The sequence below is a fragment of the Nocardioides pini genome (genome assembly GCF_026712185.1).
GTDB lineage: Bacteria > Actinomycetota > Actinomycetes > Propionibacteriales > Nocardioidaceae > Nocardioides > Nocardioides pini.
The window spans coordinates 849,126-875,292 of record NZ_JAPPUX010000001.1 but is presented as its reverse complement, the minus strand read 5'-3'; the positions used below and the strand labels follow the sequence as shown (position 1 = coordinate 875,292).

Genomic DNA, 26,167 nt, shown 5'->3' with positions numbered 1-26,167 from the left:
TGCCGGACCGGCTCGCATCTCCATGGCTCGTCCTGAAATGGTGTCCACCATGAGCACCTCCTTGATCACCGGCGCGACCGCCGGCATCGGCCACGAGTACGCCGTCCAGCTCGCCTCCCGCGGTGACGACCTCGTCCTGGTGGCGCGCGATTCCGCCCGCCTCGAGCAGGTCGCCGAGGAGCTGCGGCGCACCCACCAGGTCCAGGTGGAGGTGCTGGTCGCCGACCTCACCGACCGCGCGCAGCTCGCCACGGTCGAGGCGCGGCTCGCCGACCGCGACCGCCCGGTGGACCTCCTGGTGAACAACGCCGGTTTCGGGCTGAAGAAGCGCTTCCTCGACAACAGCGCTGACGACGAGACCGCGATGCTGGAGGTCCTGGTCACCGCCGTGCTGCGGCTGAGCCACGCCGCCCTCGGCGCGATGGCCGAACGCGGCCACGGCGGCATCATCAACGTCTCCAGCGTCGCCGCCTTCCTCCCCCGCGGCACCTACTCGGCGTCGAAGGCGTGGGTCAACAGCTTCAGCGAGTGGGCGCACCTGGAGTACAGGTCACACGGCGTAAAGGTCATGGCGCTCTGCCCGGGCTTCACCAAGACCGAGTTCCACCAGCGGATGGAGGTCAAGCGCGGCGAGGGCTTCATGTGGCTCGACGCCGACTTCCTCGTCCGCAAGTCGCTCGAGGACTTCGAGAAGGGCCGCGCCTACTCGATCCCCGGCGCCCAGTACAAGACGATCCGGGTGCTGACCACCGCCATCCCCAACCGCGTCCTCCGGCTGACCCAGTCGATGGGCCGCCGTTGACGGTGCGCATCGCCCCGGCGCGGGCCGGCGACGCGGAGGCACTGACCGACCTGCACCTCGACGTGTGGGAGGAGGCGTACGCCCACCTCATGCCGGCGTCCGTGTTCACCGACCGCCGTGCCCGCCGGACCGAGCGGGTCGCCAGCTGGAGCAGCATCATCGCCGCGGGCTCGAGCGACAACCTGCTCGCCTGGTCTGCCGACGACCGGTTGCTCGGCTTCTCCAGCACCGGGACCGGCCGCGACCCCGACGACGACCTGCCACCGCTCGAGCTGATGGCGCTCTACGTGCGCGCGTCGTCGTACGGCACCGGGGTGGGGCACGCGCTCCTCGAGGCGGCGACCGGCGGCTCCCCCGCCTACCTCTGGGTCCTCGACGGCAACGTCCGCGCGATCGGCTTCTACGAGCGCCACGGCTTCGCCTTCGACGGCGCCACCAAGCCCGAGGACGTCGGCCTCGAGCGGCGGATGGTTCGAGCCTGACCAGTCGGTGCAGCAGCGTGGAGGATCCGGGTCATCAGGTGACACGGAGCCTCCACGATCTGGTCGCCGCGCTGCCCAGAACGGCCGCGAGAACGGTCGCTGCGCGACCTCCTCGACCCGCACCCTCAGCCCAGCGTCGCGATCCACGCCTCCAGGTCGCGGGGGCGGCGGAAGAGGAGCACCTGCGGCCCGCCGGGCGAGGCGGCCCAGGCGCGCATCCGGGAACGCTTGCGGGCGAACGACCGGAAGTGCCACACGATGATCGAGTCGCGCGACGCCATGGCGCGCCAGGTCTCGACGTTGCCGTTGCGGCGGGACTTGCCGCTGCCGGTCACGCCGTAGAGGAGGACGCGGTCGGGCAGCCCGCCCGTGGGCTCAGCCACCGAGCGGGTTGTCGGCCAGCGAGAGCAGCCGCTCGTACTGCTCGGGGTCGGTCGTGTTGACCCCGAGATCGTGGTCGACCTTGCCGAGCCCGTGGTGGTCGCTGCTGCCCGTGACGACGAGGTCCAGGTCGGCGGCGATGGCGCGCAGCTCGGCACGGTCCGCCTCGGAGTGGTCCTGGTGGTCGACCTCGATGCCGGCGAGCCCGAGGTCCTTCAGCCCGGCGAGGGCCTCGGCCGACAGCACGGACCGGCTGCCGCGTCCCCACGGGTGGGCGACCACCGCGACCCCGCCTGCGGCGGCGACGAGGGGGATCATCTCCTCCAGGGCGGACGCGTAGCGGTTGACGTAGCCCGGCTGCCCCGGGCTCAGCAGCGTCGCGAACGCCTCCGTGCGGTCCCGCACGACGCCGAGCCGCACGAGCGCGTCGGCCACGTGCGGGCGTCCCGCCGCGACCGAGCCGTCCGACTCACGACGTACGTCGTCCTCGGTGAGGTCGATGCCGTGTGCGCGCAGGGCCGCGACGATGGCCGGCGTCCGGGCGGTGCGCCCCTCGAGGATGCGGTCCAGCTCGAGCACCAGCGCCGGGTCCGTCGGGTCGGGCAGGTAGCCCAGCAGGTGCACGCCCCGGTGCCCGAAACGGGTGCTGATCTCGAGCCCCGGCACAAGGGTGATGCCGACCTCGTCGGCCACCTCGCGCGCCTCCGTCCAGCCGGACATGGCGTCGTGGTCGGTCAGCGCGACGACGTCCAGCCCGGCCGCCGCGGCCTCGCGGACGAGGTCCCCGGGAGTGTCGGTGCCGTCGCTGGCCGAGGAGTGCGTGTGGAGGTCGATCCGCACGTCAGCTGTTCCACTTCAGCAGCGCCGGGTTGTCGCGCTCGAAGCCGAGCACCGACACCGTCGACGTGTCGAGCCTGAAGAACCGGCCCACGTCCGCGGGCTGCTCCACCCACCGCGCGGTCAGCACGCGCAGCGAGTGGCCGTGCGCGAAGACCAGGGTGCGGTCGTGCTCGCGCGCCCGGGCCACGACGCGGTCCAGGCGGGCGGAGACCTGGTCGGCGGTCTCGCCGCCCGGCACGGGGTGCGTCCAGACCGTCCAGCCCGGCACGTCGTCGCGGATCTCCGCGGTGGTCACGCCCTCGTAGTCGCCGTAGGCCCACTCGACGAGGTCGTCGTCGACCTCGGCGTCGGCGAAGCCGGCCAGCTCGGCCGTACGACGCGCGCGTTGCCGCGGGCTCGTCAGGACGAGGTCGAACTCCACGTCGGCCAGCCGGGGTGCCAGCGCCCTCGCGGCCTCCTCACCGGGCTCGGTGAGCGGGAGGTCGGTGACGGAGGTGTGCCGGCCGTCGCGGCTCCACTCCGTCTCGCCGTGCCGGACCACCCAGAGCTCGGGGCCGTCGGAGTGCACGCCGCCGGAGGTCATGTCCGCGAGTCTGCCACGGGCGCCGGGCGGGGCTGCCACCATGCTCGGCATGACGACCCCCGACCTCCGCCGCGCGCGATGGGCCATCGCAGCCGCGTTCGCCGTGCAGGGGCTGGTCTTCATCAGCCTGACCACGCGGCTGCCCCGCTTCCAGGAGCGGTGGGACCTCGGCGAGCTGGCGCTCTCGGGCGTCCTGCTGATGATGGTGCTCCTGGCCGGGGCGGGGTCGCTCGTCGCGGAGCGGCTGGCCCCGCGCCTCGACAGCGCCGTGGTGCTGCGTGCGGGGCTCGTGGTCGTCGCCGTCTCGGTCGCGGTGGCCGTCCTCGCCCCCACCCGGCCGCTCTTCGTCCTCGGCCTCGCGGCGTACGGCATCGGGCTCGGGCTCGTCGACGCGACGGGCAACATGCAGGCCGTGGCCCTCGAGCACCGGTGGAGCCGGGTCGTGCTGCCGTCGTGCCACGGCGCCTGGACCCTCGGCGGCATCGTCGCCGCCGTGACCACCCTGGCCACCGGCGACGTGCCCTGGCCGGCGGTAGCGCTGGTCGCCCTGCTGCCGCTCGCGGCCACGACGGCGCCGTACCTCCGTCGTGACCACGGCGGTCCCGCCACGAGCACGGAGACGGACGTCCCCTGGCGGGCGATCGTGACGGTCGGCCTGGCGCTGGTCGTCTTCTACACCGTCGACACGGCCGCTGCCACCTGGGGCCCGGTCTACCTCGACGACGTCTTCGACACGCCCGAGGGCCTGGTCGCCCTCGCCACGCTGCCCTACCTCGTGGCGAGCGGCGTCGTGCGACTGGCCGGCGACCGCCTGACCGAGCGGATGGGGGCGGTGCGCCTGCTGCGGGTCGGGGCGGCGATCGCCCTGGTCGCGCTGACGGTGGTCGTCGCCGCGCCGTCGTGGCCGGTCGCCGTGCTCGGCTTCACCCTGCTCGGCTGCGGGGTGGCGGTCGTGGCGCCGCTGAGCTTCTCCGCCGCGGCGGCGCTCGCCGGCCGGGACGCCGACCCGGCGACGCGGCGGGCACGGGTGGACGCCGTGGTGGCGCGCTTCAACCAGTTCAACTACGCCGGCGCGCTGCTCGGCGCCGTCATGACCGGGGCCGTCGGCTCCAGCTCGCTGAGGATCGGGTTCGCCGTGCCCCTCGTGCTCGTGGGATCCCTCTTCTGGCTCGCCAGGGCGTTCGCGCCGGCGGACGAGGTGCCCGCCGGCGCGCGCCCGGTGTCGTGACCGGCCTCAGACGCCGCCGCCACCGGCCTTGCGCCGGTGCATCGGCTTCGCGACGTTCTTGTCGCTGACCTCGGAGCCGTGGGCCTTCTCGCGGGAGCCGGCCCGGTCGTCGGGGTGGTCGTGCCCCTTCTTGCGATCGAGGGCCTCCCGCATCTTCGCCTTGATGTCTGCGTTGGGGTCCTGATCAGCCATGAGGTCCTCCTCGTCGATGACGGTACGGGGTGCCCACCCTGCCAAACGCCCCCGAACCGGGTCGAGCGGTTAACGCCTGCGGAGCACGTCTATCCGCGCGCCGAGCTTGCCGATCGTCCGGTAGACCTGCCAGCGGCAGTCGCCCAGCATCACCTCGTACGCCGCGTCGCCGAACTCTGCCCGGTAGCGCTCGGGCGCGCGCAGCAGCCGCGCGAGGTGCAGGAGCGCGCGGCCGCCGCTGCCGTCCTGCTCCTGCGACCACTCGCCCCACTCGGTGGACAGGTCGACGGTGTCGACCACCTCCAGCCCCGAGCGGGCGATCGCGTCGTCGATCACCCGCGGGTCGGCAGATGACGGCACCACGCCCATCACGTCGAAGAGCTGGCCGGCCTCCTCGTCGCCGAGCAGGTCGGTCGCGACGGCCTGGAAGGACACGACGTGGCCGCCCGGGCGGAGCACGCGGGCGAACTCCGCGAAGGCGAAGTCGGGCCGGTCGACGTGGACCATGACGTCACGGCACCAGACCAGGTCGAGCGACGCGTCGGCCACCGGCACGTCCGTGGCGGTGCCGCGCTCGAACGCGAGGCGGGAGGCGATGTCGGGGACGAGGTCGCGGCGGGCGGCGCGAGCGAGGTCGAGGTGGCGCTGCACGGGGTCGATCCCCAGCACGCGGAAGCCGAAGTGGGTGGCCAGCCGGACGGCGTGGTGGCCCTCTCCGCACCCGACGTCGACGACCCGGCTGTCGGGACGCAGGTCGAGCTCGCGCACCACCTGCAGCAGCACCGACGGGTCCCGCGGCGCGAGGCTCTCGTCGAGGCGTGCCGCGAATGCCGCCTCCAGCCGCGGGTAGGTGTCGTAGAAGAACGTGCGATCCCAGGCCACGGACCGAGTCTGACGCCACGCAGTAGGGTCACCCGCATGGCTCGCCGGGTGTTCCTCCACGTCGGCACGGCGAAGTCGGGGACCTCCTTCCTGCAGGACCTGTGGTGGCGGCACCGCGACGAGCTGCGCGGACGCGGGCTGCTGCTGCCCGGCGTGCGCCGCGACCACTTCGCCGCGGCCGCCGTCGTCAAGGGGATGACCGACGTCGTCGAGACGCTGGTCGAGCGCGAGCGCGACGCCTGGCACCGGCTCGTCGAGGAGGCGCGGCACTGGCCCGGCGACGTGCTGCTCACCAACGAGCACTTCGCCGACTCCCCCGTCGAGACGACCCGGGCCGCGCTCGACGACCTCGCGGCCGCCGCGGACGAGGTACACGTGGTCGTGACCGCCCGCGACCTCGCGCGGGTGCTTCCCTCCGCGTGGCAGCAGCGGGTCAAGATGGGTGCCCGCCAGGCCTACCGCCGCTTCCTCGCGACGGTCCGCCGCGACGAGGACCACCAGAAGTTCTGGCGCTACCAGGACGTGCCCGCCATCCTCGAGCGCTGGTCGACCGGGCTCCCCGTCGGCCGCGCCCACCTCGTCGTCGTGCCTCCCCCCGGCGCGCCGCGCGAGGAGCTGTGGCTGCGGACCGCCTCGGTCCTCGGGGTCGACGTGTCGGGCCTCGACACCGAGGCCGAGCGGCCCAACGACTCCCTCGGCCTCGTCGAGGCCGAGCTGCTCCGGCGGATCAACGAGCGACTCCCCCGCACCCAGCGGTCGCCGGAGCTGACCCGCCACGTGAAGGGGACGTTCGTCCCCGAGGCGCTGGTCGGCTCGGCGACACGCGAGTCCTTCGTGCTGCCCGCCCGCCACCATGCCTGGGTCCACGAGCGTTCGGCTGCGGTCGTCGCCGACCTCCGCGCCAGCGCGTACGACGTCGTGGGCGACCTCGACGACCTGCTGCCGGCGCCACCTCGCGACGGCCGGACCCCCGACGACGCGACCGACGAGGAGCTGCTCGCCGCGGCCCGGACCGTCCTGCCCCGCCTGGGGTCCGACGCCGAGCCCGCATCGCTCGAGGAGGCCGTCGGCCTCATCGCCGACGTCCTGCTCGCCCGCGCGTCGCGGCCCACCGCCGGTCGGGCGGTGTCCCAGCCACGCGTCGAGGCTGCGGAAGGTGGCTCCCGCACCGGCCTGCGGCGTGTCGTGCGACGACTCGCTCAGCGCGGCACGAGCGCCCAGTAGTCCAGGTCGAGCAGGACCCCGTCGGCGTACGACCCGTCGTCGCCGCGCAGCGTCATCGACTCGTCGCGGCCCCGGGTGGCGACCAGCCTCAGGCGCAGGGCCCCGACGCCGGGCGCGTCCAGCGTCGCCGTGTCGAGGACCTCGGACCACGCGTGCACGGTGTCGCCTGCGAACGCGGGCGCGACGTGGGCGCCGGCGTTGATCGCGGCGACGAGCTGGGCGTTGGCCAGGCCGTTGAAGGACAGCGCCCGGGCCAGCGAGATGACGTGGCCGCCGTAGACGAGCCGCCGGCCGTCGGGGCGGGCGTCGGTGTTGAAGTGCACCTTGGCGGTGTTCTGCCACAGCCGGGTGGCCATCATGTGCTCGGCGTCGGTGAGCGTCACCCCGTCGACGTGGTCGATCCGCTCCCCCACCTCGTAGTCGCCGAGCCGGTGCGGCTCGCCGGCGGCGACGAGGTCGTACGACGAGAAGTCGAGGCCGGTGGGCACGACCAGGTCCTCGGGCGTGACGACGTCGGCGAGCGACGGGACCACCGTCTCCGGCGCCGGCGAGGCCGCCGAGCGCTTGTGCACCATGACCCAGCGCGCCCAGTCGATCGCCACCTCGCCACGCTGGTTGGTCGCGGTCGAGCGCACCCAGACCACGCCGGTGCGGCCGTTGGAGTTCTGCTTCAGGCCGATGACCTCCGAGCGGGTGCGGAGCGTGTCGCCGGGCACCACCGGCACGTGGAAGCGGCACTCGGCGTAGCCGAGGTTGGCGACGGCGTTCAGCGAGACGTCGGGGACCGTCTTGCCGAAGGCGACGTGGAAGCCCACCAGCTCCTCGACGGGGTGGGGCGCCAGCCCGACCGACGCCGCGAACTCCGCCGACGACGGAATCGCGAAGCGGGTCGGGTAGATCGCTCCGTAGACGGCGCGATCGCCCTCGGTGACCGTGCGCGGGGTGGCGTGCTCGATCACCTGCCCGACACTGAAGTCCTCGAAGAAGTTGCCGGCGTTGGTCTTCATGGCGCACATGCTGCCGCACGCCGGGCCCAGCGTGGCCTCGACGTGGGATGTGTCACGCAGGCACCGCGAAGGCAGTTCGGGTCAGGACTGCGACGCCTGAGCGTGAACCAGGCGACCGTCCCGGCGAACTGCCTTCACGGTGCTCGACGAGGCGGCCCTGACGACCACACCGGACTGGAGGGTCAGCCCTGGGACTGCTTGCTGAAGGCCGCGTCGAAGGACTGCGCCGGCGGCTCGAAGTCGAGCGCGCGGAGGCGCTCGAGCGCCTCGGGGGCGCCGCGCAGGCGGTCCATGCCCGCGTCCTCCCACTCGACCGAGATCGGGCCGTCGTAGCCCCACTCCGCGGCCGCCGGGCGACCCATCAGAGCGGGCCCCCGTCGATCTCGACGCAGCTGCCACCGCGTGCGGAGCTGGCCTCGATCGCGGCCAGCACCCGCTGGACGGCGAGGCCGTCCTCGAAGGAGGGGGTCGGCTCGAGGCCGGCGGCGAGCGCGGCGAGGAAGTCGGCGGCCTGGTTGGTGAACGTCGCGTCCCAGCCGAGGACGTGGCCGGGCGGCCACCAGCCGTCGATGTAGGGGTCGTGCTGCTCGGTGACGAGCTGGCGGCAGAAGGTGTCGGCGCCGTCGAGGCACACGTCGAGGTGGTTGAGCGACTCGAGGTCGAACCGCAGGGCGCCGTTGCTGCCGTAGACCTCGATGCCGAGCGCGTTCTTGCGGGCGGTCGCCATGCGGGTGACCTCGAGGCTGACCACGGCACCGCCGTCGGTGCGGAGCGTGCCCCAGGCGGCGTCGTCGACGGTGACGTCCTCGGGGCCGTCGGCCCCGGTGCGCTGCGGCACGAAGGTGTGGGTCATCGCGTTGACGGCGGTGACCTCCTGGCCGATCAGGAAGCGCACCTGGTCGATGGCGTGCGAGGCCAGGTCGCCCAGCGCGCCGGATCCGGCCAGCTCCCGCCGCAGCCGCCACGTCATCGGGGCGGCCTCGTCGGCCAGCCAGTCCTGCAGGTAGGAGACCCGCACCTGGCGCACCTCGCCCAGCCGGCCGTCGGCGATGTGCCGCTGCGCGAGCGCCAGCGCGGGCACGCGCCGGTAGTTGAAGCCGACCATCGAGTGCACGCCGCGCTCGCGGGCGGCCTGCGCGGTGGCGACCATCTTCTCCGCCTCGGCCATGGTGTTGGCGAGGGGCTTCTCGGCGATGACGTGCTTGCCGGCCTCGAGGGCGGCGATCGCCACCTCGGCGTGCAGGTGGCCCGGGACGCAGACGTCGACGATGTCGATGTCGTCGCGGTCGAGGACCTCGCGCCAGTCGGTGGCCGACTCGGCCCAGCCGTACTGCCCGGCCGCGGCCGCCACCGCGTCCGCGTCACGACCGACCAGCACCTGCTGGCGTACGCCGGGGGCGCCGGGCCGGAGGGCCGCGACGTTGCGCCACGCGTGGGAGTGGGCCTTGCCCATGAAGGCGTAGCCGATGACGGCGACTCCCGGGGACCCGGCGGCGCCCGAGGCGCTGGGTGTGCTGGTCACGTGCATCTCCTGACTTGCGGGGACGGCCACTCAGGCGAGGGACCGGAGGAAGGACAAGCCGTCTCGGGCGAGCTCGTCCTGGGTGGGTGCCAGCGGGCGCCAGATGGAGGCGGCCGTGGCGATGGAGGCGTTGTCGGCGGTGAAGCTCTCGATGACGAGGGGGCCGTCGTAGCCGACCTCGTCGAGGGCGGACACCAGCGCCTTCCAGTCGGTCTGGTCACCGCCGGGCGCGCCGCGGTCGCTGCCGCAGACCTGGACGTGTGCCAGGTGCTGACCTGCGGCTCGGACGGCGTCCGCGCTGGAGCGCTCCTCGATGTTGAGGTGGTAGCTGTCCAGGGCCAGGCCCAGTCCCTCGCCGAGCAACGGCTCGAGGGCGGTGAGGGCCTGGTCGACGGTGTTGACCAGGGAGGTCTCGTAGCGGTTGAGCGGTTCGATCCCGAGACGCACGCCCTGCGCGACCGCGTGGTCGACCAGGGGTGCGAGGTGCGTGCGGAGGTCGTCGTACGCCGTCTGCCGCTGGTCGGCGTCCATCCGCCAGACACGGCCGGTGGAGGCGTAGAACGGGCCGCACACCGACTGCGCGCCGATGCCGGCGGCGAAGTCGATGCAGGCGCGGAGGTAGTCCTGGGTGTCGGCGACGCACGAGGCGTCGACGAGGTCGCGGCCCGGCGCCATGGCTCCCACGACGCAGGGCGTGAGCCCCGTCTCGGCGAGCACGTGCGACACGACGGGGACGGAAAGGTCCCCGGCGTTCTCCAGCGGGAGCTCGACGGCGTCGAAACCCATGCCGGCGATCTGTCGCAGCAGGTCGGCCACGCCCGCGTCCGTGAGCGGAGAGGTCCAGACCCACGTGTTGACGCCGATCTGTCGCATGGGGCGATCCTTCCGGGACTGTCGGGGGCTGTCGAGGCTGTCCAGACTCGAGGGAGTGGTGCGGGGACGGGTGTCGGTGGGCCGGGCGAGCCCGGCCCACCGACGGGTGGATCAGATCACGACCTGGGTCGGTCGAGCACCGGATCAGGGGATCTGGCGCTCCTGCCAGACCTCGGGGTAGCCGACGAGGTCCTCGCCGCCGAACTTGGCGTAGTGGCCGTCGGGCATGCCGTCGTTGGCCTCGAGGTAGTCGGCGCGCTCGTCCTCGGTGATCGGGGTCTGCGGGAGCACCCACTCCTTCGGGACCTCCTCGCCGGCGAAGATCTTCTCGAGCGCGAGGAGCGGGGTGCGCCACTGGAAGTTCGAGTACACGGGCGCGAGGCCGGTCAGGCCGGTCTCCTCCCACTTGCGCAGGAAGCTCATCTCGTCCTCGCCGGTCATCACCGGGTAGTCGGCACCGAAGTCCTCGAAGGCCTCGATGGCGGCGACGGCGCCGTCACCGGCGTCCATCCACACGCCCTGGACCTCGCCCTTGCCGAGCTCGTCGGTGATGATCTTCTTGATCTCGGTCGGGTCGGCGCCGGTGAAGTAGTCGACCGCCTCGATGCCGTTCTCCTCGAAGAGCTTCTCGGCAGCGGCCCAGCGCTGCTCGAGCACGTCGACGCCGGGCAGGATGCGCAGCGCGACGACCTTGTCGCCCTCCTCGAGGTTGTCGATGAGGAACTCAGCGGTGTCGATGCCCCACGCGAAGCCACCGATCGGGTGGATGAAGGTGGTGGCGCAGTCGGTCTGCACGCCGCGGTCGAAGACCACGACGGGCTTGCCGGTCTCGCACGCCCGCTCGACCGCGTCGGTCATGGCGGCGGTGGAGTTCGGCGAGATGATGAAGGCGTCGCAGTCGCCCTCGGAGATGAAGTAGTCGATGTCGGCGATCTGGGTGTTGTCGTCGTCACCGGCGTCGCGGGTCTCCATCTCGGAGATGACACCCTTGTCCTGCAGGTCCTTGAGCTGCTGGTTCATGGTGATCCAGCCGGTCTGGCGCCACGGGTTGGAGATCGAGGCGTTGGCGAAGCACGCCTTCTGCCCGCCCTTGGCCTTGAAGTCGGCCGTGTCGGTCATCTCGCCGTCGATGTACTGCAGGTACGGCGTCTCGGCGTCACCCTCGAAGGTGGCCGAGCGCTGCTCGAACTGCGTGTCGTAGAGCTCCTGGTCGAACCATTCCTGCTCCCCCTCGGGGCTCTCCTCGGCCGCCGGGGACTCGGACGTCTCCGAGCTCTCGTCGGTGCCCGACGTGGAGTCCGTCGGGTCCTCGGTGCTGCACGAGGTGGCGAACACCCCGAGCAGCAGGGCCGAGGCCACTGCCATCGGCGCGCGGTGGATCTTGTGGCGCATCAGTTTTCTCCTGTTTCAGTGCCCGGGCGGGCAGAGGTGGGTGATGGTGCAGGTGTGACGGGGGTGGACCGAGAAGGGGGACGACGACCCAGGGACCACGCCCGCGCCGAGGCCGCGACGGCGAGGATGATGATCACGCCCTGGACCGAGTTCCTCCAGGTGGACTCGACCTCCTGGAAGTTGAGGAACGAGAAGAGCAGCTCCAGCGCGAAGGCGCCGGCGGCGGCCGAGAGCACCCAGCCGCGTCCGCCGCCCAGCACCACACCGCCGAGCACGACGGCCGTGATGGCCTGGAACTCGTAGCCGGCGCCGACCGAGGGGTGCACTCCCGCGTAGCCGACGAGGAGGATGCCGGCGATGGTGGCCGAGAGCGCGGACAGGATGAACGCCCGCGTCTTGACCCACCAGACCTTCGCCCCGGCGAGGCCGGCGGCGTCGGGGTTGTCACCGGTCGCGATGAGCGTGCGACCGAAGGGCGAGCGCATCAGCCACACGCTGCCGGCGGTCACGGCGAGGAGGATGATCACCGAGTAGGGCAGCACGTCGAGGACGGGCACGTCCTCGATGCCGCCGCGGCCGATCTCGCGGAACGTGTCGACCGGGTTGCCGGTCGCCGCGCCGCCCGTCAGGTACTTCACCAGTCCGCCGAGGGCGAGCATGGTGCCCAGCGTGACGATGAAGCTCGGCACCCTCAGGATCGTCGTGCCCAGGCCGTTGACCAGTCCGACGACCACGCCGATGAGCAGCATCAGCGCGATGGCCGGGAGCACGCGGCCCTCGTCCTCGCCGATGTAGTTGCCGGCGATGACGACCTGGGTCGCGATGACAGCGCCCATCGACAGGTCGAACTCACCGGAGACGATGACGTAGTACTGGCCCATCGCGGCGATCGCGATCGGCGCCGTGCGGCCGATGAAGCGGATCAGCTGCGGCGGCTCGCCGAAGGAGGGATTGACCCACACGACGGCGATGAAGAGGATCGCGAGCAGGATGAACACCGCCCCGCCGGGGGTGATCGCTCCGCGGACGAGCCGCTGGACGAGCGAGCCCTCGGTGAGCGGCAGCGTGCGGCCGGCCGTGGGGGTCTCGGGACTGGAGGTCGCGGTGCTCATGCGGTCTCCTCCTTCGTGGTCGAGCCGGGGATGGGGAGCGACGGCCGGTTGCCCGCGAAGCGGGGCGGACGGCGTACGACGCTGCGGCGGGCGTAGACGGCGACGGCCAGGACGATCACGAGGCCGCGCACGAAGTCCTTGAGGAACGGGTTGACCTGCATCACGCCCATGACGTTGTCGATGACCGCGAAGATCGCGACACCGCCGATCGTGCCGACCACGCTCCCCTTGCCGCCGGCGAGCAGCGTGCCGCCGAGGACGACCGCCGCGATGGAGAGCAGGTCGTAGCGTCCCTGCGAGCCGATGGTCGGCAGCCCGACACCCGTGCGGGAGAGCAGCAGGAGCCCGGCGAGCCCGGCGAGGAGCGAGCACATGACGTGCGCGGCGATCACCGGGACGGCCGTGCGCACGCCCGACATGCGGGCGACCTCGCGGTTGCCGCCGATGGCGTAGAGGTGGTGGCCCAGACGCGTGTAGCGCAGCAGCAGCGTCACGAGCACCGCGGCGACCAGCAGGATGATGAAGGCGGTCGGGATGACCCCGGCGATGCCGCTGCGGCCGAGGAGCTCCAGTGCCGGCGAGGCGTCGCCGTGGCTGCCCTGGTAGTTGGTCGCGAGGTAGCCGCTGACGATGAGGCCCACGCCCAGGCTGGCGATGAAGCCGTGCACGTCGAAGACGCTGACGAGCACGCCCATCGCGAGCCCGACCACCGCGCACAGGACCAGCGTGTTGAACACGGCGGCGGACAGGTTGGAGTCGAGGCCCTTCATGCCGCCTGCGGCGATCACGGTCGCGAGGCTCACCACGTAGGGGACCGACAGGTCCAGGCTGCCGACGAGGATGACGAGGGTCTGGCCGATCGAGATCAGTCCGAGCACGCTCATCGCGGTGAGGACGGCCCAGACGTTGCCCTGGCTGAAGAAGTTGCGGCCCTCGACGGCGGTCAGCACGGCCGAGACCACCACGACGCCGAGCAGCACCAGGTAGATCAGCGCGGTCGAGTCGAGCTGCTTGGCCCCGCGCGGTCGTGCCGCACGTCGACGTCGTACGGACTCGCGGCTCTCCGTGCCGGTGGCCGCCTCGGGGGTGCTCGCCGGGTCGGGCGTGCGGTCGGTGGTGGCGCTCATGCTGCTTCCTCGCTCGCTGCTCCGGTGGCCATGGCCAGCACGGCCTCCTCGCTCGCACCCGCCGGGAGCTCACCGGCGAGGGTGCCGTCGCGCATCACGAGGATCCGGTCGGACATGCCGATGACCTCGGGGAGCTCGCTGGAGACCATCAGCACGGCGACGCCCTGGCGGGTCAGCTCGCGCATCAGCTCGTAGACGCGGTGCTTGGCACCGACGTCGATGCCGCGGGTGGGCTCGTCCATCAGCACCACCAGCGGGTCGATGCTCAGCCAGCGGGCGAGCACCACCTTCTGCTGGTTGCCGCCGGACAGGAACTGGACCTCCTGGCCCAGGCTGTGGGCGGCGACGTCGAGGTTGGACAGCACCTCCGGCATGTCACGCCGGGCGGCCCCGGTGCGCCGCGGGAAGACCGAGCGCACCACGCCGAGGGCGTTGTCGAGGATCGACTGGTTGAGGGCGAGGCCCTTGGCCTTGCGGTCCTCGGTGATGAAGGCGAGGCGGGCGCGCACGCCCTGGCGCGGGCTGCTGACCTCGAGCGGCGAGCCGTCGAGGGAGATCGAGCCGCGCGACACGGGGTGCACGCCGAAGACCGTCTCGAGGAGCTCGGTGCGCCCAGAGCCCTGCAGCCCGGCGATGCCGACGATCTCGGCGGCGCGGACGTCGAGGGTGATGTCGTCGACGTAGCCGTTGCCGACACCGGACAGCGCGAGCCGCACGTCGCCGACGGCGACGTCGACGGGCTTGTCCGGGAAGTACGTCGTGAGGGGGCGCCCGACCATCAGGCGCACGAGCTCGCCCTCGGACAGCTCGGCCGCCGGCCGGGTGGCCACGTGCTGGCCGTCCTTGAGGATCGTGATCGTCGAGCAGAGGTCGAAGATCTCCTTCAGCCGGTGCGAGACGTAGACGATCGCGACGCCGCGGTCGGTGAGGCGCCGGATGATGGAGTAGAGGAGCTCGACCTCGTGGTCGGCCAGCGCGGCGGTCGGCTCGTCCATCTGGATGACCTTGGCGTCGAAGCTGACGGCCTTCGCGATCTCGACGATCTGCTGCTCGGCGACCGAGAGACTGCGGACCAGGGTCCCGGCCTTGAGGCCGGCCACGCCGAGGCCGGCGAGCAGCTCCTCGGTGTCGCGGCGCATGCGCGCGGTGTCGACCGGCCCGAAGCGGCCGAAGCGCCGCGGCTCGCGACCGAGCCAGATGTTCTCGGCGATCGTGCGCTCGAGGAGGAGGTTGAACTCCTGGAAGACGGTGGACACCCCGGCGCGCTGGGCCTGGACCGGGTGGCTGAACGACACCTCGTCGCCGCCGACGACGATCGTGCCGCTGTCGGGCGTGTAGACGCCGGCGAGCATCTTCATGAGCGTCGACTTGCCGGCGCCGTTCTCGCCGACGAGTCCGTGGACCTCGCCGGCGCGCAGGGTGAGGTCGAGGCCGTCCAGCACGGTGTTGCCGAAGAAGCTCTTCGTCATCCCGGTGGCGACGAGGGCGTTCTCGACCGCGTTGTTCGTGGGGGTGATCGGGGGCACGGCGACACTGTGGCACGCGTCACGGGCTTTTGTCGAGCACCGACCAAAAGTGTTATCTCTGGCGTGCAAAGTCGTGCATGTGCTTGACTCCGCTCGTGCGAACCGGTGAGCTTTTCGATCTCCTCCGTGACGGAAGGCCCTGGACGCGCGCCCAGCTGGCCGAGGCGACGGGCCTGGCCCGCTCGACGATCACGGCGCGCATCGACACCCTCATGCGCCTCGGCCTGGTCGCGCCCTTCGGTGGCGCCCGGTCCACCGGTGGTCGCCCCCCGGCCCTCTTCGCCCTCAACCCGACCGCGAAGCTCGTGGTCGGCGTGGACATCGGCGCGACCCACGCCAGTGCCGCCCTCACCGACCTCAACGGCTCGATCCTCGGGGAGGTCGACGCGCAGATCGCGGTCGCCGACGGCCCGGAGGCGGTCCTGTCCTGGGTGGTGGAGTCCGTGCGCGACCTCCTCGAGGCCAGCGAGCGTCCCGTCGAGGACCTCGCCGCCATCGGGATCGGCCTCCCCGGCCCCGTGGAGCACTCCACCGGACGTCCCATCAACCCGCCGATCATGCCCGGCTGGGACCGCTTCGACGTGCCTGCCTACCTGCAGGAGAAGTACCCCGTGCCGGTGCTCGTCGACAACGACGTCAACATCATGGCGCTGGGCGAGCGCCGCCGGCACCTGCGCGACGTCGACGACCTGGTCCTCATCAAGGTGGCGACCGGCATCGGCGCCGGCATCGTGTCCGGCGGCGTCCTCCAGCGTGGCGCGCAGGGCACCGCCGGCGACCTCGGACACGTCCGCGTGCCGGGCGCCGACGACGTGCCGTGCCGGTGCGGCAACTCCGGGTGCCTCGAGGCCGTCGCGGCCGGTCCCGCGCTGGCGGCGGCGGTGCGCGCCCAGGGTGAGCAGGCCGAGAACGGCGGCGACGTGGTCGAGCTCGTGCGGTCGGGCAGCCGCGTCGCGATGGGCGTCGTGCGGCAGGCCGGGCGCGACATCGGCGAGGTCGTCGCCACCATGGTCAACCTGATCAACCCGTCGGTGGTCGTCATCGGCGGCCAGGTCGCCGGGGCCGGCGAGCACCTGCTGGCCGGGATCCGCGAGTCGGTCTACCACCGCTCGCTCCCCCTGGCGACCGAGCACCTGCGCATCGTGACGTCGCGCGCCGGCGGCGAGGCCGCCGTGCTGGGAGCCTCGGCGCTCGCGATCGAGCACGTCCTCTCCCCCGACGTCGTCGAGGCCGCCAGCGAGGCGCTGGCCGCCGCCGACGCCGCGGCGGAGGCCGAGGCGGCTCGCCGGCGCTGAGCGTCAGCGCAGCTTGTAGTCCTTGAGCAGGCTGCGGCCGATGATCATCTTCTGGATGTCGGAGGTGCCCTCGCCGATGAGCATGAACTTGACCTCGCGCATGAGGCGCTCGATCTCGTACTCCTTGGAGTAGCCGTAGCCGCCGTGGATGCGGAAGGAGTCCTCCACGACCTCGTTGGCGTACTCGGAGGCGACCATCTTGGCCATCCCGGCCTCGACGTCCATGCGCTGGCCGGTGTCCTTGAGCCGGGCGGCCTTGACCATCATCGTGTGGGCGACCTCGACCTTGGTGGCCATCTCCGCGAGCCGGAACAGCACCGCCTGGTGCTCGGCGATCGGCTTGCCGAAGGTCTTGCGCTGCTGGGCGTAGGCGATCGCGAGCTCGAACCCGCGCCACGCCAGCCCGCACGCGCGGGCGGCGACGTTGACCCGGCCGACCTCGACGCCGTCCATCATCTGGAAGAAGCCCTTGCCGGGCTCCCCGCCGAGCACCTGGTCGGCGGCGATCCGGTGGCCCTCGAGGATGAGCTCGGTCGTCTCGACGCCCTTGTAGCCCATCTTGTCGATCTTGCCCGGCACGGTGACGCCCTGGGCGGTCTCCCCGAAGCCGGCCTCCTTCTCCACCAGGAACGTCGTCATGTTCTTGTAGACCGACTCGCTGCCCTCGTCGGTCTTCGTCAGCACCGCGACGAGCGTGGAGGTGGCGCCGTTGGTCAGCCACATCTTCTGCCCCGTGATCGAGTACGAGCCGTCGTCGGCCCTGGTGGCCTTGGTGGACACGGCGGAGACGTCGGAGCCCAGGCCGGGCTCGGACATGCTGAACGCGCCGCGCACCTCACCGGTGGCCATCCGCGGGAGGTACTTCTCCTTCTGCTCGGGCGTGCCGTGCTGCAGGAGCATGTAGGCCACGATGAAGTGGGTGTTGATGACCCCCGACACGCTCATCCACCCGCGCGCGATCTCCTCGACCACCAGCGCGTACGTCAACAGGCTCTCGCCCAGCCCGCCGAACTCCTCCGGGATCGTCAGCCCGAAGACCCCGAGCTCCTTGAGCCCCTCGATGATCTCGGTGGGGTACTCGTCGGCGTGCTCGAGCTCCTGCGCGACCGGGATGATCTGCTCGTCCACGAACTGCCGCACCGCCTTCAGGATCTCGCTCTGGTCCTCGGAGAGGCCGTCGGTCTGGCAGAGGCGGGGCATGTGGGGCTCCTGGGCGCTCGCGGCTGGATCGGTCGGAGTCTAGTTATCGATCATTCACCCTGGGCAGGGTCACGGGCCGAGACGGTCGTCACACCGCAGGACCGTGAGGTCCGCGTGAGAGACTTCAGTGCATGCGAGCCACCCGTGCGATCGGACCAGCCCTCGGAGCCTCCCTCGTCCTGCTCCTCGCAGCGTGCGGGGAGGACAGCCCCGACACCGGCGTCGACCCGTCGTCGGAGACCTCGGCCTCCGACACCCCCTCGGACACCCCCAGCGAGACGCCGAGCGCCGCGCCGGTGGAGCCCGTCGACTTCGGCACCGAGCCCGAGGTCGCCCCGACGTACAAGAAGGCGGCGCTGCGCGCGACGAGCGACAAGCTGATCACCATGGTCCCCTCGACCCTCCCGGAGGGGTGGACGACGGTGGGCGGCGGCTACCAGCCCGACCCGCAGTGGTGGCGGATGGAGTTCACCGCGCCGACCGGTGACGTGGTCCTCGACCAGATGCCCGGCACGAGCGACGACGTGCTTGCCGACCAGCCCGGACTCACGCCCACCGACGACGTCGACCTCTCGGCGTGGGGCACGGGCTCGTGGTCGGCGTGGGACCACGAGGGCGCGATCGTCCTCGCGCACGACCTCAAGGGCAGCACCGTGGTGCTGCAGGGCCCCGACCTCGAGACCGTCCGCGGTCTCGCCGAGTCGCTCCTGCCCGCCGACGAGGCCGGCGACCAGGAGGGCTGACCGGCCCGACCGGGCTGGGTCAGTCGTTCTCCCAGGTCGGCCCGCGACCCTTGAGCCCGTCGGGCTCGACCGTCACCATCGGGCCGACCCCGACCCGGCGGCCGTTGACCGTCTTCCAGGACGAGTACGTCGTGGTGTAGGCGTCGCGGCTGTACGGCTTCTGCCACATCAGGTTGAAGTTGGCCATGTAGTCGCGGACGTTGCCCCGGCCGTGCATGCTGAACAGGATCTCGTCCTGGGGGGTGCCGAGGCTGGACCAGTTCGTGGAACCGGTCCACACCATGGAGCTGTCGACGTTGCCCTTGTAGGAGCCCTTCAGCACGAAGTACTTGTGGTGCGTGTAGCGCTCGATGTTCTCCGGCATGTTGTCGATCTCGGAGTCACCGGTCGGCACGTCCTCCTTGAGGTTGAAGCCGGTGGAGCGCAGCGGCACGCGCCCGCGCGCGGTCGGGGCACCGATGTGCTGCTTGGTGTGGAAGCCCATCAGGCCGTAGTTGACCCGCAGGTTGCACCCCGCGCCGTAGAGCTCGCGCAGCTTGTCGGCGATGTAGTTGCCGCGCTTGCCACGCATCGAGTGCATCGACAGCGCGAGCTGGGTGCGCCGCTGCACGCCCGCCGCGTCGGTGTAGACGCACTGGATGTTGTTGAGGATGTCGAGGACGGCGTCGTTGGACGGCGTCGTGTAGCGGGGGAAGACGATGTTGTAGTACTTGTGCTGGTCGCCCGAGGGGCAGTTCAGGCCCGCCTCGCAGAACGCGTAGGTCGCCCGGCGCTTGTCCCAGTCGGGACGCATGTCGTTGAACAGGTCGACGTACTGGTCGTAGAGCGTCTTCTTGCCGACCGTGGTCCAGAGGTCGTTCCACTGCCAGCGCACGGCGTTGAGCGTCATGTTGTAGGAGCCGAGCATGACCACGTTGCGGTTCTTGCCGGTGCGGCTGAAGAGGTAGAACTTGCTGTGCAGGTTGTTGTACTCGTTCTCGTCCGCGCGGCATCCCGACACGCACCGCTTGAGGAAGCTCTTCTTCTTCGTGTTGTGACCGAGCACCTTCTGGATGCGCACCTGCGCTCCGGGCACCAGGTGGTCGTTGAGCAGGACCTTCACCTTCACGCCGCGCTTCTTGGCGCGGATCAGCTCGTCGGCGAAGACCTGGCGGTCCAGCGAGTAGGCGGAGATCGTGATCCGCTCGCCCTTGGGCGTGTTGCGGATCGCACGCAGCACGTGGCGCTCGATGACGAAGCGCTTGGCCGGGACCATCGGGTTGTTGAACTTGGCCCCCGTGGGGACCTTCCACTTCTTGTTCGGCTTGCCGGGCTTGCGCGCGGCGAGGGCCGCCGGCGTCGCAGCAGCCGCGGTGGCCGGGCTCGCGGTGGGCGCGGACGCGGCGGAGGCCGCACCGGAGATGGGCGCGGCCAGGGAGGCCATCAGCCCACAGGCGGCGAACAGGGCAACGAACTTGGAACGCACAAAGACTCCTACGTGGCACCCGAGGCGCCCGGATCAGAGATTCCCCCGACGAGGCGGCACATCACCTGTGCTCGCGCGGACGTCGGCCACGATATCAGCGACGAGTCGTGACGCCGATTCGAGAAGTTCGTCGCTCGTGACGGTGTCGGGCTGGCGTCCGGTGGGGCCCCCGGCGTCCGTCGTCAGCGCCGACAGGTCCCCCAGGACGTGGAAGCCCCGGTCGGTGATCAGGGCGGTGGCGGCCCGGTCGAGCTCGGCGAACCGGGCTCGGTACTGCTCCGGCAGCCCGCCCCGCTCGCGCGGCTGCCGTGCGAGCAGGTCCTCGGCGAGGTAGCCGCGGATCCACACGCCACGCTCCTGCGCGGAGTAGGGCGGGAGGTGCTTGTTGACCAGGCGCAGGGTCTCGATCTGGACGATCCCCAGGGCCGGGTTCACCGCGTCGGCGGGCGCCGCAAAGGCGTCGGGGTCGATCCCGAGCACCTCGGCGAAGTGGCGCCAGTGGAGGTCGCGCGGCTCGTCGGCGCCGGGCATCACCAGGACGTGGACCCGGTCGGGCGGGAGGTCCGGGGTCCAGCGCTCGAGGACACCGGCGAGGTCCCAGGTGCGCATGCTGAACTCGGGCCCGCCCGCGGCCTTGCCGGCCATGACGGCGTCGAGGTCGACCGTGCTGCCGTTCTTCACCGACTCCTGCCAGCCGGCCGAGACGACGCTGGCGGCGTCGCGGGCGGTGACGACCAGGTGCACCTCGGCGTCCGGGAAGTCGGCGATCGCACGGGACGCCTGCTCGGCGCTCGCGCCGCACAGGAACTCGTGGGTGATGAGGACGTCACCGGACTGCGCGGACGCCTCGTCGACCAGCCGCCGCCACGCGCCGGGGGCGTCCGGGTGGCGCCGCGCGAGCCGGGGCCGCTCCTGCAGGTCGAGGGCCGCCCAGAGGTGCTCGCGGTGGCCGAACCCGGGGAGGAGGACCCCCGCCGACCGCAGCCGGTCGCGGTTGGCCCAGACGACCTGCTGGAGGTACGTCGTCCCGGTCTTGGGCAGCCCCACGTGGAGGAACACCCGGCGTGGGCCACCGCGCTCAGGTGAGCCAGGGCTCAAGAGAAGTCCCCGCGGTACTTCCCGAGGAGCTCCTCCAGCTTCTCCTCGTCGCGGGCTGCCACGGGCAGCAGCAGCTCGGTCACGACGTCGGTGAGCTCGGCCAGCCGCACGTTGAGGGCGCGGTTCTCCTGCACGGCCTCCTCGAGTGCCGCCACGCGCCTCTCGAGGTCGCCGCCGGTCTCGGGGCCGGAGCGGTGCTCCCTCCGATTGCCCAGTCCGAACATGTCTGCTCCCACCTCACGCGTTCCAGTCGATGATCATGCGGCACACCTGCGAGCTGCCGGGGGCGTCCGACACGTGCTCGCGGACCTGCTCGAGGATCCGGCCGCCCGACTCCTCGACCTCGGCCGCGACGACCGCCGGGTCGAGGGGCTTGCGGGCACCGGTGCGGCGAGCGTAGCCGTCGCGCCCCTTCTCGCTGAGGAACTGCAGGTGCAGGGTGCCCGTGGTGCCGGCGAGGACCATCCGGGCCGCGCGCAGCATGTTGAGCCGGCCGCGGCGCCCGAGCCGCTCCACGACGTGCACGCAGCCCACGGCGCGCGGGCCGGGCATGCGGGCGATCCAGGCGGGGACCGCGAGGACGTGGCGCAGCTCGAGGAGGTTGAACAGCTGGAACGTCACGCGAGGGTCGTCCGCGCGGCGCTCCGCCTCGGCGTCGTAGGCGTAGGGCTGGAAGTCGAGACCGATCGCCGTCACGCCGCGGTCGGCGAACCAGGCGACGTCCGTGCCGCGCCCGCAACCGATGTCGACGTACGTCGCGAGGTCGGGGTGGCGTGCGGCGACCGCCTCGGCGACGGCCGAGACCGACGCGGCGTGGTGGGCCGTGCGCTTGTGGTAGGCGTGCCACCCGGCGCGCCCGGTGCGCATCCCGCGGAACCACCCGTTGAAGAGCTCGATGGTGCTCGCGGGCGTGGTGAACTTGTAGGCCGGGTCGGGCACGCGCCAGTGCGGGCCGTAGGTGGCGGTCAGGAACTTGTCGGTGTCGGCGGGGACCGGGAAGTCGCGTCCCTCCAGCGACGCCGTCCCGAGGGGGAAGATCCACTCGCGCTCGAACGGGACGGCGATCTCACCCATGAGGTAGAGGGTGCCCTCGCGCATGAACCCGCCGAACACGTCGAGCCCACGGTCGAGGCCGTCGCTCTCGAGGACGTGGACCTTGAGCGCGATGGCGCTGTAGCGCGTGACGCGGTAGCCCATGTCGGTGAGCGCGCGCTGGATGCGGAACGACTCGCGGATCACGTCGACCGGGTGGTCGTACGTGCTGACGTAGCCGAGGTCGGCGTCGCTGTCGTGGCCGATCAGGCCGCCGTCGCGGATGGCGCCGAGGGCGGTGCCGTAGGCGAGGAAGGCGTCGAGCCCGACCTGCTGCAACGCGCCGAGGACCTCCTCGATCGCGTCGAGCAGCGGCTCGACCTGCGCGGCGTCGCGCGTGTCGAAGGTCTCGACGAGCTTGAGGGACTTGTCGAGGCTGAGCGGGCGACCGGCAGGGTTGACCACCGCGATCCGGTCCGGACGCTCCCCGAACTGCACCGTGCGCGTGAACAGCACCGTGTCGGTGCCGGGGTCGCTCAGCGTCACCTCGGTGACGCCGTCGAGGAACGGGCGCAGCGGCTTCGGCCAGGTCAGGGTGATGCCGTCGTCGCCCTGCTCGCCGTCGCGCAGCAGCCAGAACGACCAGATGCGACGGCCGTCGAACGCCACGTCGACGAGCTGCTCACGGGTGCCGGCGACGAGCAGCCCAGCGGCGTCGATCCGGAGGACCTCCAGCGCGCCAGGACGCCTCAGCTGGCTCAGGGACCTCACGCGGCGGAGTATAACGAGCGGCCCGCCCGAGCCTTCAGCGCCTGCTCGTCACTCGAGGTCGCCCTCGGGGTCGCCGGTGGTCGCGGCGTCGTCCCCGGTGAGCGTCGCCGTGGCGTGCACCATGCTGTGGTCGGAGGCCTGGCCCGTGCCGGTCACGGAGTACCCGGCGAAGGAGACCCCGGTCGAGCCGAAGATCCAGTCGACCTGCATGCTCGGCGGCGGCGCGCAGCCGCCGGCCGAGCTGCCACCGGCGGCGGCCGTGAAGACGCCCCCGGCGGTGAAGCGGCAGAAGATCTCCTCGCGCTCGTTGTAGTCACCGGTCGCGATGACCGGGACGCCGTCGGTCTGGTGGAGCTGCGTGAGGTGGGCGACCTCGATGGCGGCCGCCTCCGCCCGCCAGCGCGCGTTGTTGCCGAGGTTGGGCGTGTCCGCGGGGTTGTGGAAGTTGGCGAACCACGCGCGGCGGCCGGTGCTGATCGACTCCAGCAGGACGACCGGCATCGCGATGCGGCTGCCGCCGGCGTACGGGATGGAGAGCGTGTGGGCCTCGACCAGCTGGAACACGTCGGAGCGCCAGGCGATGTTGAAGCGCACGGACTTGTTGCCCAGCGACATCCCCGGGTAGAGCGAGTACTCCCCCGCGCGGGAGGTGAACATGCCGTGCTGGCTCTGCTCGAACTCCTGGAACCCCACGACGTCGATGCCGTTGTTGCGCAGCGCCGCGATGGACATGTCCATGCGCGGGCCACCGTCGGGGAAGCCGGGCTTGTTGCCTCCGGGCCCCGTGTGCGAGTCGCCCAGCACGTTGTAGGACGCGACCTGGAACTCGAAGGGCTCCGTGGTGCGGCGCTGCACCTCCTTGACCTGCCGGGAGACGCGGGCGGCCAGCCGGCGCTGCGCGGCGCGGAAGCGGCGGACGGACTCCTCGAGCTGCTCGGGCTCGACGTTCTCGGGCTCGGCACCCGCCGATCCCGTCCGCTCCCCCGCGTCCTCACGCGAGCCGTCGGTGTCGTCGGTGTCGTCGGCGACGTCCGCGGCCGTGGCCTGCGACGCGGTCGACCGGTCACTGGCGACGTCGTCGACCGCCGAGTCCGACCAGAACGACGCCCACACCACCGCCGCGACGACCGCGACCACCAGGAACGGTGCCCACAGCTCGACGCGCGAGCGGCGCGGGCTGCCCGCGCTGCTCGGCGTCTCGGGGTCCTCGTGCTTCACGGCCACCTTCTGCGGAGGGTGAGCCGACGGCCCCGGCGGACGACTCCACGTCGGGCGTGGACGGCTCGAGGCGCAAGCCTAACCGGCCGCCGTCACCCGGCACCAATGATCCCGGATCAGGACCCGGGCACCAGCAGCGGGTCGAAGACCTGGAACCGCTGCTGCGGGTCCATCGACGAGGCCGGCACCGGCGGGACGCCCAGCGAGCGGGTCACCAGGTTGGTCAGGTCACCCACCCGGATCGGCTGCGTGCCGGAGTAGCCCGGCTGCTGCGAGCCGGGCGAGGCGAACGACGGGTTGAGCGCGTAGAGGTCGCTGCCGGCCGGGACGCCGGGGCCGGTCACCCACATCGGCACCTTGTAGCTCTTCGCCCAGGTGCGCGACGAGCCGCGCGACTTCTGCGCGCCGCCAGTGCCAGTGACGATGAGCAGCGTGGTGCCGTTCATCTCGGGGGACTTGGCGATGCTGCGCCGGATGGCGGCCACCTTCTGGAACGCCTTGCGGACCGCCTTCTGGTAGGTCGCGCCCTTGAATCCGTCCTCGAGCCCCGACTTCAGGACACCGGAGAGCTCGATGACGCTCAGCTCGGCGGGCTTGCGGGCGATGGTGTCGCGCCACCAGCCGACGCTCCGGGAGTCGTCGCGCATGATCTTGAACCGGTCGATCTTCGCGGTGCCGTCGTCGACGCCGTACGGGTCCTTGCCGCCGCTCTTGCGGTTCCAGCTGCGGAGGACGAGCTGCGTCTCCTTGCGGCTGGACGCGAACATCGTGCGACCCGAGTTGTTGTGGGCGAGGTCGAACAGGCTGGAGACGTACTGGCCGGCCGAGTCGTGGACGGACGACGGGAGCGTCTTCGTGGAGCCGACGCCGTGGCCGCCGGCCTTGGGGAAGACCCGTCGGCCGCTGAGCAGCGACATCAGGTTGGCGTCGGCCTGGGTGTTCTCGGTGACGGTGCGCGCGTTCATGGTCGACGTGCCGTTGGCGACCATGCGGGTGGCCTCGCCGGGGGCGCTCGACCCGCCCGCGGCGGCCGAGGTCAGGCCGGGGACGGCGACCACGACGACGTGGTCGACGCCGACCGGCGCGGACGCCGGGACGACGACGTTGGCGGTGTAGAGCGGGTGGTCGCTGGTCTTGGACACGAAGTCGTTCCACACGCGTGTGTAGCTGTTGAAGAACGCGTCGCGGGTGCCCATGATCCAGTCGATCGCGCCGCCGCCGGGCGGAGAGCACGTGCTGCCGTCGACGTAGCCGCCGCTCGCCGACCACAGGCCGGCGCCCGGAGCGACCTTGCAGTAGTAGCTGCCGCGCTCGTTCTTGTCGCCGAGCGAGATGAAGGGGGCGTCGGGGTAGGCCGCGCGCAGCTCGTTGGCGAGGGCGACCTCCATCGCGAAGCCCGCGTCGCGGTAGGCCTGCGCCGGCCCGCGGACGTCGGCGGGGTTGTGGGTGTTGAAGAACCACACCCGACGACCGGTCTCGACGTTCTGCAGGAGCACGGCCGGCATCCGGCTGGGGACGCCGTCGAAGTAGGGGATGGGGAGCGTGCGGGCCTCGAGGAGCGTCCACACGTCGGTGCGCCACCCGATCGAGTTGACCGACGGGCCGGCCGGGTTGTTCAGGCCCGGGTAGGTCTGCCAGGACGTGCCCATCAGCTCGGTGAACCGCGCCGCCTGCGGCGGCTGGAACTCCTGGAAGCCCACGACGTCGAGGGTGTGCTCCTGGAGCAGGCTGACGACGCGGTCCATGCGCACGGTGCCCGACTCCCAGCCTTTCCGGTTGCCGCCGGGAGCGGTGTGGTCGGCGCCGAGGACGTTGAAGTTGCCGACGCGGAAGCCGGTGGCGGGGGTCGTCTGCGGGACCTCCATGGACCGGGCCGCGACGGGGGCGGCGGCGGGCTCGGCCGCGGACGCGGGCGCGAGGCCGGCGTCGGGAGCGGCGGGGGCCACGAGCAGGGCCGTGGCGAGCGTCAGGCCGACAGCACAGAGGCGTCGGACGGAGGACGGGCGCAGAGGAACAGTCGTGCCGGGCATGGAGGGGGCCTCACAGATGTCGGGGAAGTGGCGTCGTCGAGGTGACCCGACCGTGACCACTCCCCACACGCCGCGACGTGTCGGCCCGGGCCCGATCGATGTGACAGAAGTGACTCGTGCGACGTCAGGGTACACCACTCGT

26 protein-coding genes are annotated in these 26,167 nt (G+C 71.8%); 6 read left to right on the top strand and 20 right to left on the bottom strand.

All coding sequences use genetic code 11. The annotated features are described in order from the left end of the window. Positions 1-49: 49 nt before the first annotated feature. Both NYO98_RS04175 and NYO98_RS04170 read left to right on the top strand, forming a co-directional pair. Entirely contained in the window at positions 50-802 is a 753-nt protein-coding gene (locus NYO98_RS04175) for an SDR family NAD(P)-dependent oxidoreductase (protein WP_268110267.1), read from the top strand. A gap of 2 nt (positions 803-804) precedes the next feature. Then, positions 805-1,284, top strand: a complete 480-nt coding sequence (locus tag NYO98_RS04170) for a GNAT family N-acetyltransferase (protein ID WP_268110684.1) — start codon at positions 805-807, stop codon at positions 1,282-1,284. 125 nt (positions 1,285-1,409) lie between these two features. Here NYO98_RS04170 and NYO98_RS04165 read toward each other — a convergent pair whose 3' ends face one another. Genes NYO98_RS04165 through NYO98_RS04155 form a run of 3 tightly spaced genes read right to left on the bottom strand, consistent with a single transcriptional unit; the run spans position 1,410 to position 3,088 of the window. Then, positions 1,410-1,667 carry a hypothetical protein gene (locus NYO98_RS04165; protein WP_268110266.1) on the bottom strand — a complete coding sequence of 86 codons (258 nt, stop codon included), beginning with the start codon at positions 1,665-1,667 and terminating at the stop codon, positions 1,410-1,412. Beyond that, positions 1,660-2,505, bottom strand: a complete 846-nt coding sequence (locus NYO98_RS04160; RefSeq protein ID WP_268110265.1) for a PHP domain-containing protein — start codon at positions 2,503-2,505, stop codon at positions 1,660-1,662. The genes NYO98_RS04165 and NYO98_RS04160 overlap by 8 nt, the downstream gene beginning before the upstream one ends. A 1-nt stretch (position 2,506) precedes the next feature. Beyond that, positions 2,507-3,088: a histidine phosphatase family protein gene (locus NYO98_RS04155; RefSeq protein WP_268110264.1), complete on the bottom strand. Its 582-nt coding sequence runs from the start codon at positions 3,086-3,088 to the stop codon at positions 2,507-2,509. A 49-nt stretch (positions 3,089-3,137) separates the two neighbouring features. Between NYO98_RS04155 and NYO98_RS04150 the strand changes: the two genes are divergently transcribed. Next, a complete protein-coding gene (locus NYO98_RS04150; protein ID WP_268110263.1) occupies positions 3,138-4,316 on the top strand; it encodes an MFS transporter in 1,179 nt (392 codons plus the stop codon). A 6-nt stretch (positions 4,317-4,322) separates the two neighbouring features. On the opposite strand, the gene NYO98_RS04145 is transcribed toward NYO98_RS04150, so the two are convergent. Both NYO98_RS04145 and NYO98_RS04140 read right to left on the bottom strand, forming a co-directional pair. Continuing rightward, on the bottom strand, positions 4,323-4,508 hold the full coding sequence (locus tag NYO98_RS04145) for a DUF5302 family protein (RefSeq protein WP_268110262.1): 186 nt from the start codon (positions 4,506-4,508) through the stop codon (positions 4,323-4,325). A gap of 69 nt (positions 4,509-4,577) precedes the next feature. Next, positions 4,578-5,390 (bottom strand): class I SAM-dependent methyltransferase, encoded by an 813-nt coding sequence (locus NYO98_RS04140; protein WP_268110261.1) that lies wholly within the window; start codon positions 5,388-5,390, stop codon positions 4,578-4,580. Between the two features lie 36 nt (positions 5,391-5,426). On the opposite strand from NYO98_RS04140, the gene NYO98_RS04135 reads away from it, so the two are divergent. Beyond that, positions 5,427-6,614, top strand: coding sequence for a hypothetical protein (locus tag NYO98_RS04135; protein WP_268110260.1), 1,188 nt, complete (start codon positions 5,427-5,429; stop codon positions 6,612-6,614). Here NYO98_RS04135 and NYO98_RS04130 read toward each other — a convergent pair. The 8 genes from NYO98_RS04130 to NYO98_RS04095 all read right to left on the bottom strand — a co-directional run bounded on the left by NYO98_RS04130 (position 6,590) and on the right by NYO98_RS04095 (position 15,173). Continuing rightward, entirely contained in the window at positions 6,590-7,621 is a 1,032-nt protein-coding gene (locus NYO98_RS04130; protein WP_268110259.1) for a MaoC family dehydratase, read from the bottom strand. The genes NYO98_RS04135 and NYO98_RS04130 overlap by 25 nt on opposite strands. A 182-nt stretch (positions 7,622-7,803) precedes the next feature. Next, entirely contained in the window at positions 7,804-7,983 is a 180-nt protein-coding gene (locus NYO98_RS04125) for a hypothetical protein (RefSeq protein WP_268110258.1), read from the bottom strand. Further along, entirely contained in the window at positions 7,983-9,143 is a 1,161-nt protein-coding gene (locus NYO98_RS04120; protein WP_268110257.1) for a Gfo/Idh/MocA family protein, read from the bottom strand. Before NYO98_RS04120 ends, NYO98_RS04125 begins: the two co-directional genes overlap by 1 nt. 30 nt (positions 9,144-9,173) lie before the next feature. Then, positions 9,174-10,016 carry a sugar phosphate isomerase/epimerase family protein gene (locus tag NYO98_RS04115; RefSeq protein ID WP_268110256.1) on the bottom strand — a complete coding sequence of 281 codons (843 nt, stop codon included), beginning with the start codon at positions 10,014-10,016 and terminating at the stop codon, positions 9,174-9,176. A gap of 144 nt (positions 10,017-10,160) precedes the next feature. Then, entirely contained in the window at positions 10,161-11,408 is a 1,248-nt protein-coding gene (locus NYO98_RS04110) for a substrate-binding domain-containing protein (protein ID WP_268110255.1), read from the bottom strand. After that, positions 11,408-12,520 (bottom strand): ABC transporter permease, encoded by a 1,113-nt coding sequence (locus NYO98_RS04105; RefSeq protein WP_268110254.1) that lies wholly within the window; start codon positions 12,518-12,520, stop codon positions 11,408-11,410. Before NYO98_RS04105 ends, NYO98_RS04110 begins: the two co-directional genes overlap by 1 nt. Further along, complete coding sequence (locus NYO98_RS04100) at positions 12,517-13,647, bottom strand: ABC transporter permease (RefSeq protein ID WP_268110253.1); 1,131 nt, start codon at positions 13,645-13,647, stop codon at positions 12,517-12,519. Before NYO98_RS04100 ends, NYO98_RS04105 begins: the two co-directional genes overlap by 4 nt. Beyond that, the gene (locus NYO98_RS04095) at positions 13,644-15,173 is read right to left on the bottom strand and encodes a sugar ABC transporter ATP-binding protein (protein ID WP_268110252.1); all 1,530 of its coding nucleotides are present in this window, start codon (positions 15,171-15,173) and stop codon (positions 13,644-13,646) included. The genes NYO98_RS04100 and NYO98_RS04095 overlap by 4 nt, the downstream gene beginning before the upstream one ends. 95 nt (positions 15,174-15,268) lie before the next feature. Here NYO98_RS04095 and NYO98_RS04090 point away from each other — a divergent pair, with 95 nt between their 5' ends. Next, a complete protein-coding gene (locus NYO98_RS04090) occupies positions 15,269-16,468 on the top strand; it encodes an ROK family transcriptional regulator (RefSeq protein ID WP_268110251.1) in 1,200 nt (399 codons plus the stop codon). A gap of 3 nt (positions 16,469-16,471) precedes the next feature. Here the strand turns inward: NYO98_RS04090 and NYO98_RS04085 are convergent, their stop codons facing one another. Beyond that, positions 16,472-17,668, bottom strand: coding sequence for an acyl-CoA dehydrogenase family protein (locus tag NYO98_RS04085; protein ID WP_268110250.1), 1,197 nt, complete (start codon positions 17,666-17,668; stop codon positions 16,472-16,474). Positions 17,669-17,799: 131 nt separating this feature from the next. Between NYO98_RS04085 and NYO98_RS04080 the strand changes: the two genes are divergently transcribed. Next, positions 17,800-18,411, top strand: coding sequence for a hypothetical protein (locus NYO98_RS04080; RefSeq protein WP_268110249.1), 612 nt, complete (start codon positions 17,800-17,802; stop codon positions 18,409-18,411). Positions 18,412-18,430: 19 nt separating this feature from the next. Here the strand turns inward: NYO98_RS04080 and NYO98_RS04075 are convergent, their stop codons facing one another. The 6 genes from NYO98_RS04075 to NYO98_RS04050 all read right to left on the bottom strand — a co-directional run bounded on the left by NYO98_RS04075 (position 18,431) and on the right by NYO98_RS04050 (position 26,025). Further along, entirely contained in the window at positions 18,431-19,876 is a 1,446-nt protein-coding gene (locus NYO98_RS04075; protein ID WP_268110248.1) for a phospholipase D-like domain-containing protein, read from the bottom strand. Between the two features lie 33 nt (positions 19,877-19,909). Beyond that, a complete protein-coding gene (locus NYO98_RS04070; protein WP_268110247.1) occupies positions 19,910-20,923 on the bottom strand; it encodes a hypothetical protein in 1,014 nt (337 codons plus the stop codon). 47 nt (positions 20,924-20,970) lie between these two features. Next, positions 20,971-21,198 (bottom strand): DUF6752 domain-containing protein, encoded by a 228-nt coding sequence (locus tag NYO98_RS04065; RefSeq protein ID WP_268110246.1) that lies wholly within the window; start codon positions 21,196-21,198, stop codon positions 20,971-20,973. Positions 21,199-21,211: 13 nt separating this feature from the next. Continuing rightward, positions 21,212-22,777, bottom strand: coding sequence for a hypothetical protein (locus tag NYO98_RS04060; protein ID WP_268110245.1), 1,566 nt, complete (start codon positions 22,775-22,777; stop codon positions 21,212-21,214). A gap of 48 nt (positions 22,778-22,825) precedes the next feature. Next, the gene (locus NYO98_RS04055) at positions 22,826-23,995 is read right to left on the bottom strand and encodes an endonuclease/exonuclease/phosphatase family protein (RefSeq protein WP_268110244.1); all 1,170 of its coding nucleotides are present in this window, start codon (positions 23,993-23,995) and stop codon (positions 22,826-22,828) included. A 116-nt stretch (positions 23,996-24,111) separates the two neighbouring features. After that, positions 24,112-26,025, bottom strand: a complete 1,914-nt coding sequence (locus NYO98_RS04050; protein ID WP_268110243.1) for an endonuclease/exonuclease/phosphatase family protein — start codon at positions 26,023-26,025, stop codon at positions 24,112-24,114. Between the last annotated feature and the right edge of the window lie 142 nt (positions 26,026-26,167).

Excerpts from the sequence above, each read along its gene's own strand:
- NYO98_RS04105 (WP_268110254.1), bottom strand. The coding sequence starts at position 12,520 with ATGAGCACCGCGACCTCCAGTCCCGAGACCCCCACGGCCGGCCGCACG.
- NYO98_RS04175 (WP_268110267.1), top strand. The coding sequence starts at position 50 with ATGAGCACCTCCTTGATCACCGGCGCGACCGCCGGCATCGGCCACGAG.
- NYO98_RS04115 (WP_268110256.1), bottom strand. The coding sequence starts at position 10,016 with ATGCGACAGATCGGCGTCAACACGTGGGTCTGGACCTCTCCGCTCACG.
- NYO98_RS04065 (WP_268110246.1), bottom strand. The coding sequence starts at position 21,198 with ATGTTCGGACTGGGCAATCGGAGGGAGCACCGCTCCGGCCCCGAGACC.
- NYO98_RS04150 (WP_268110263.1), top strand. The coding sequence starts at position 3,138 with ATGACGACCCCCGACCTCCGCCGCGCGCGATGGGCCATCGCAGCCGCG.
- NYO98_RS04155 (WP_268110264.1), bottom strand. The coding sequence starts at position 3,088 with ATGACCTCCGGCGGCGTGCACTCCGACGGCCCCGAGCTCTGGGTGGTC.
- NYO98_RS04125 (WP_268110258.1), bottom strand. The coding sequence starts at position 7,983 with ATGGGTCGCCCGGCGGCCGCGGAGTGGGGCTACGACGGCCCGATCTCG.
- NYO98_RS04085 (WP_268110250.1), bottom strand. The coding sequence starts at position 17,668 with ATGCCCCGCCTCTGCCAGACCGACGGCCTCTCCGAGGACCAGAGCGAG.
- NYO98_RS04080 (WP_268110249.1), top strand. The coding sequence starts at position 17,800 with ATGCGAGCCACCCGTGCGATCGGACCAGCCCTCGGAGCCTCCCTCGTC.
- NYO98_RS04130 (WP_268110259.1), bottom strand. The coding sequence starts at position 7,621 with ATGAAGACCAACGCCGGCAACTTCTTCGAGGACTTCAGTGTCGGGCAG.
- NYO98_RS04135 (WP_268110260.1), top strand. The coding sequence starts at position 5,427 with ATGGCTCGCCGGGTGTTCCTCCACGTCGGCACGGCGAAGTCGGGGACC.
- NYO98_RS04050 (WP_268110243.1), bottom strand. The coding sequence starts at position 26,025 with ATGCCCGGCACGACTGTTCCTCTGCGCCCGTCCTCCGTCCGACGCCTC.
- NYO98_RS04110 (WP_268110255.1), bottom strand. The coding sequence starts at position 11,408 with ATGCGCCACAAGATCCACCGCGCGCCGATGGCAGTGGCCTCGGCCCTG.
- NYO98_RS04145 (WP_268110262.1), bottom strand. The coding sequence starts at position 4,508 with ATGGCTGATCAGGACCCCAACGCAGACATCAAGGCGAAGATGCGGGAG.
- NYO98_RS04100 (WP_268110253.1), bottom strand. The coding sequence starts at position 13,647 with ATGAGCGCCACCACCGACCGCACGCCCGACCCGGCGAGCACCCCCGAG.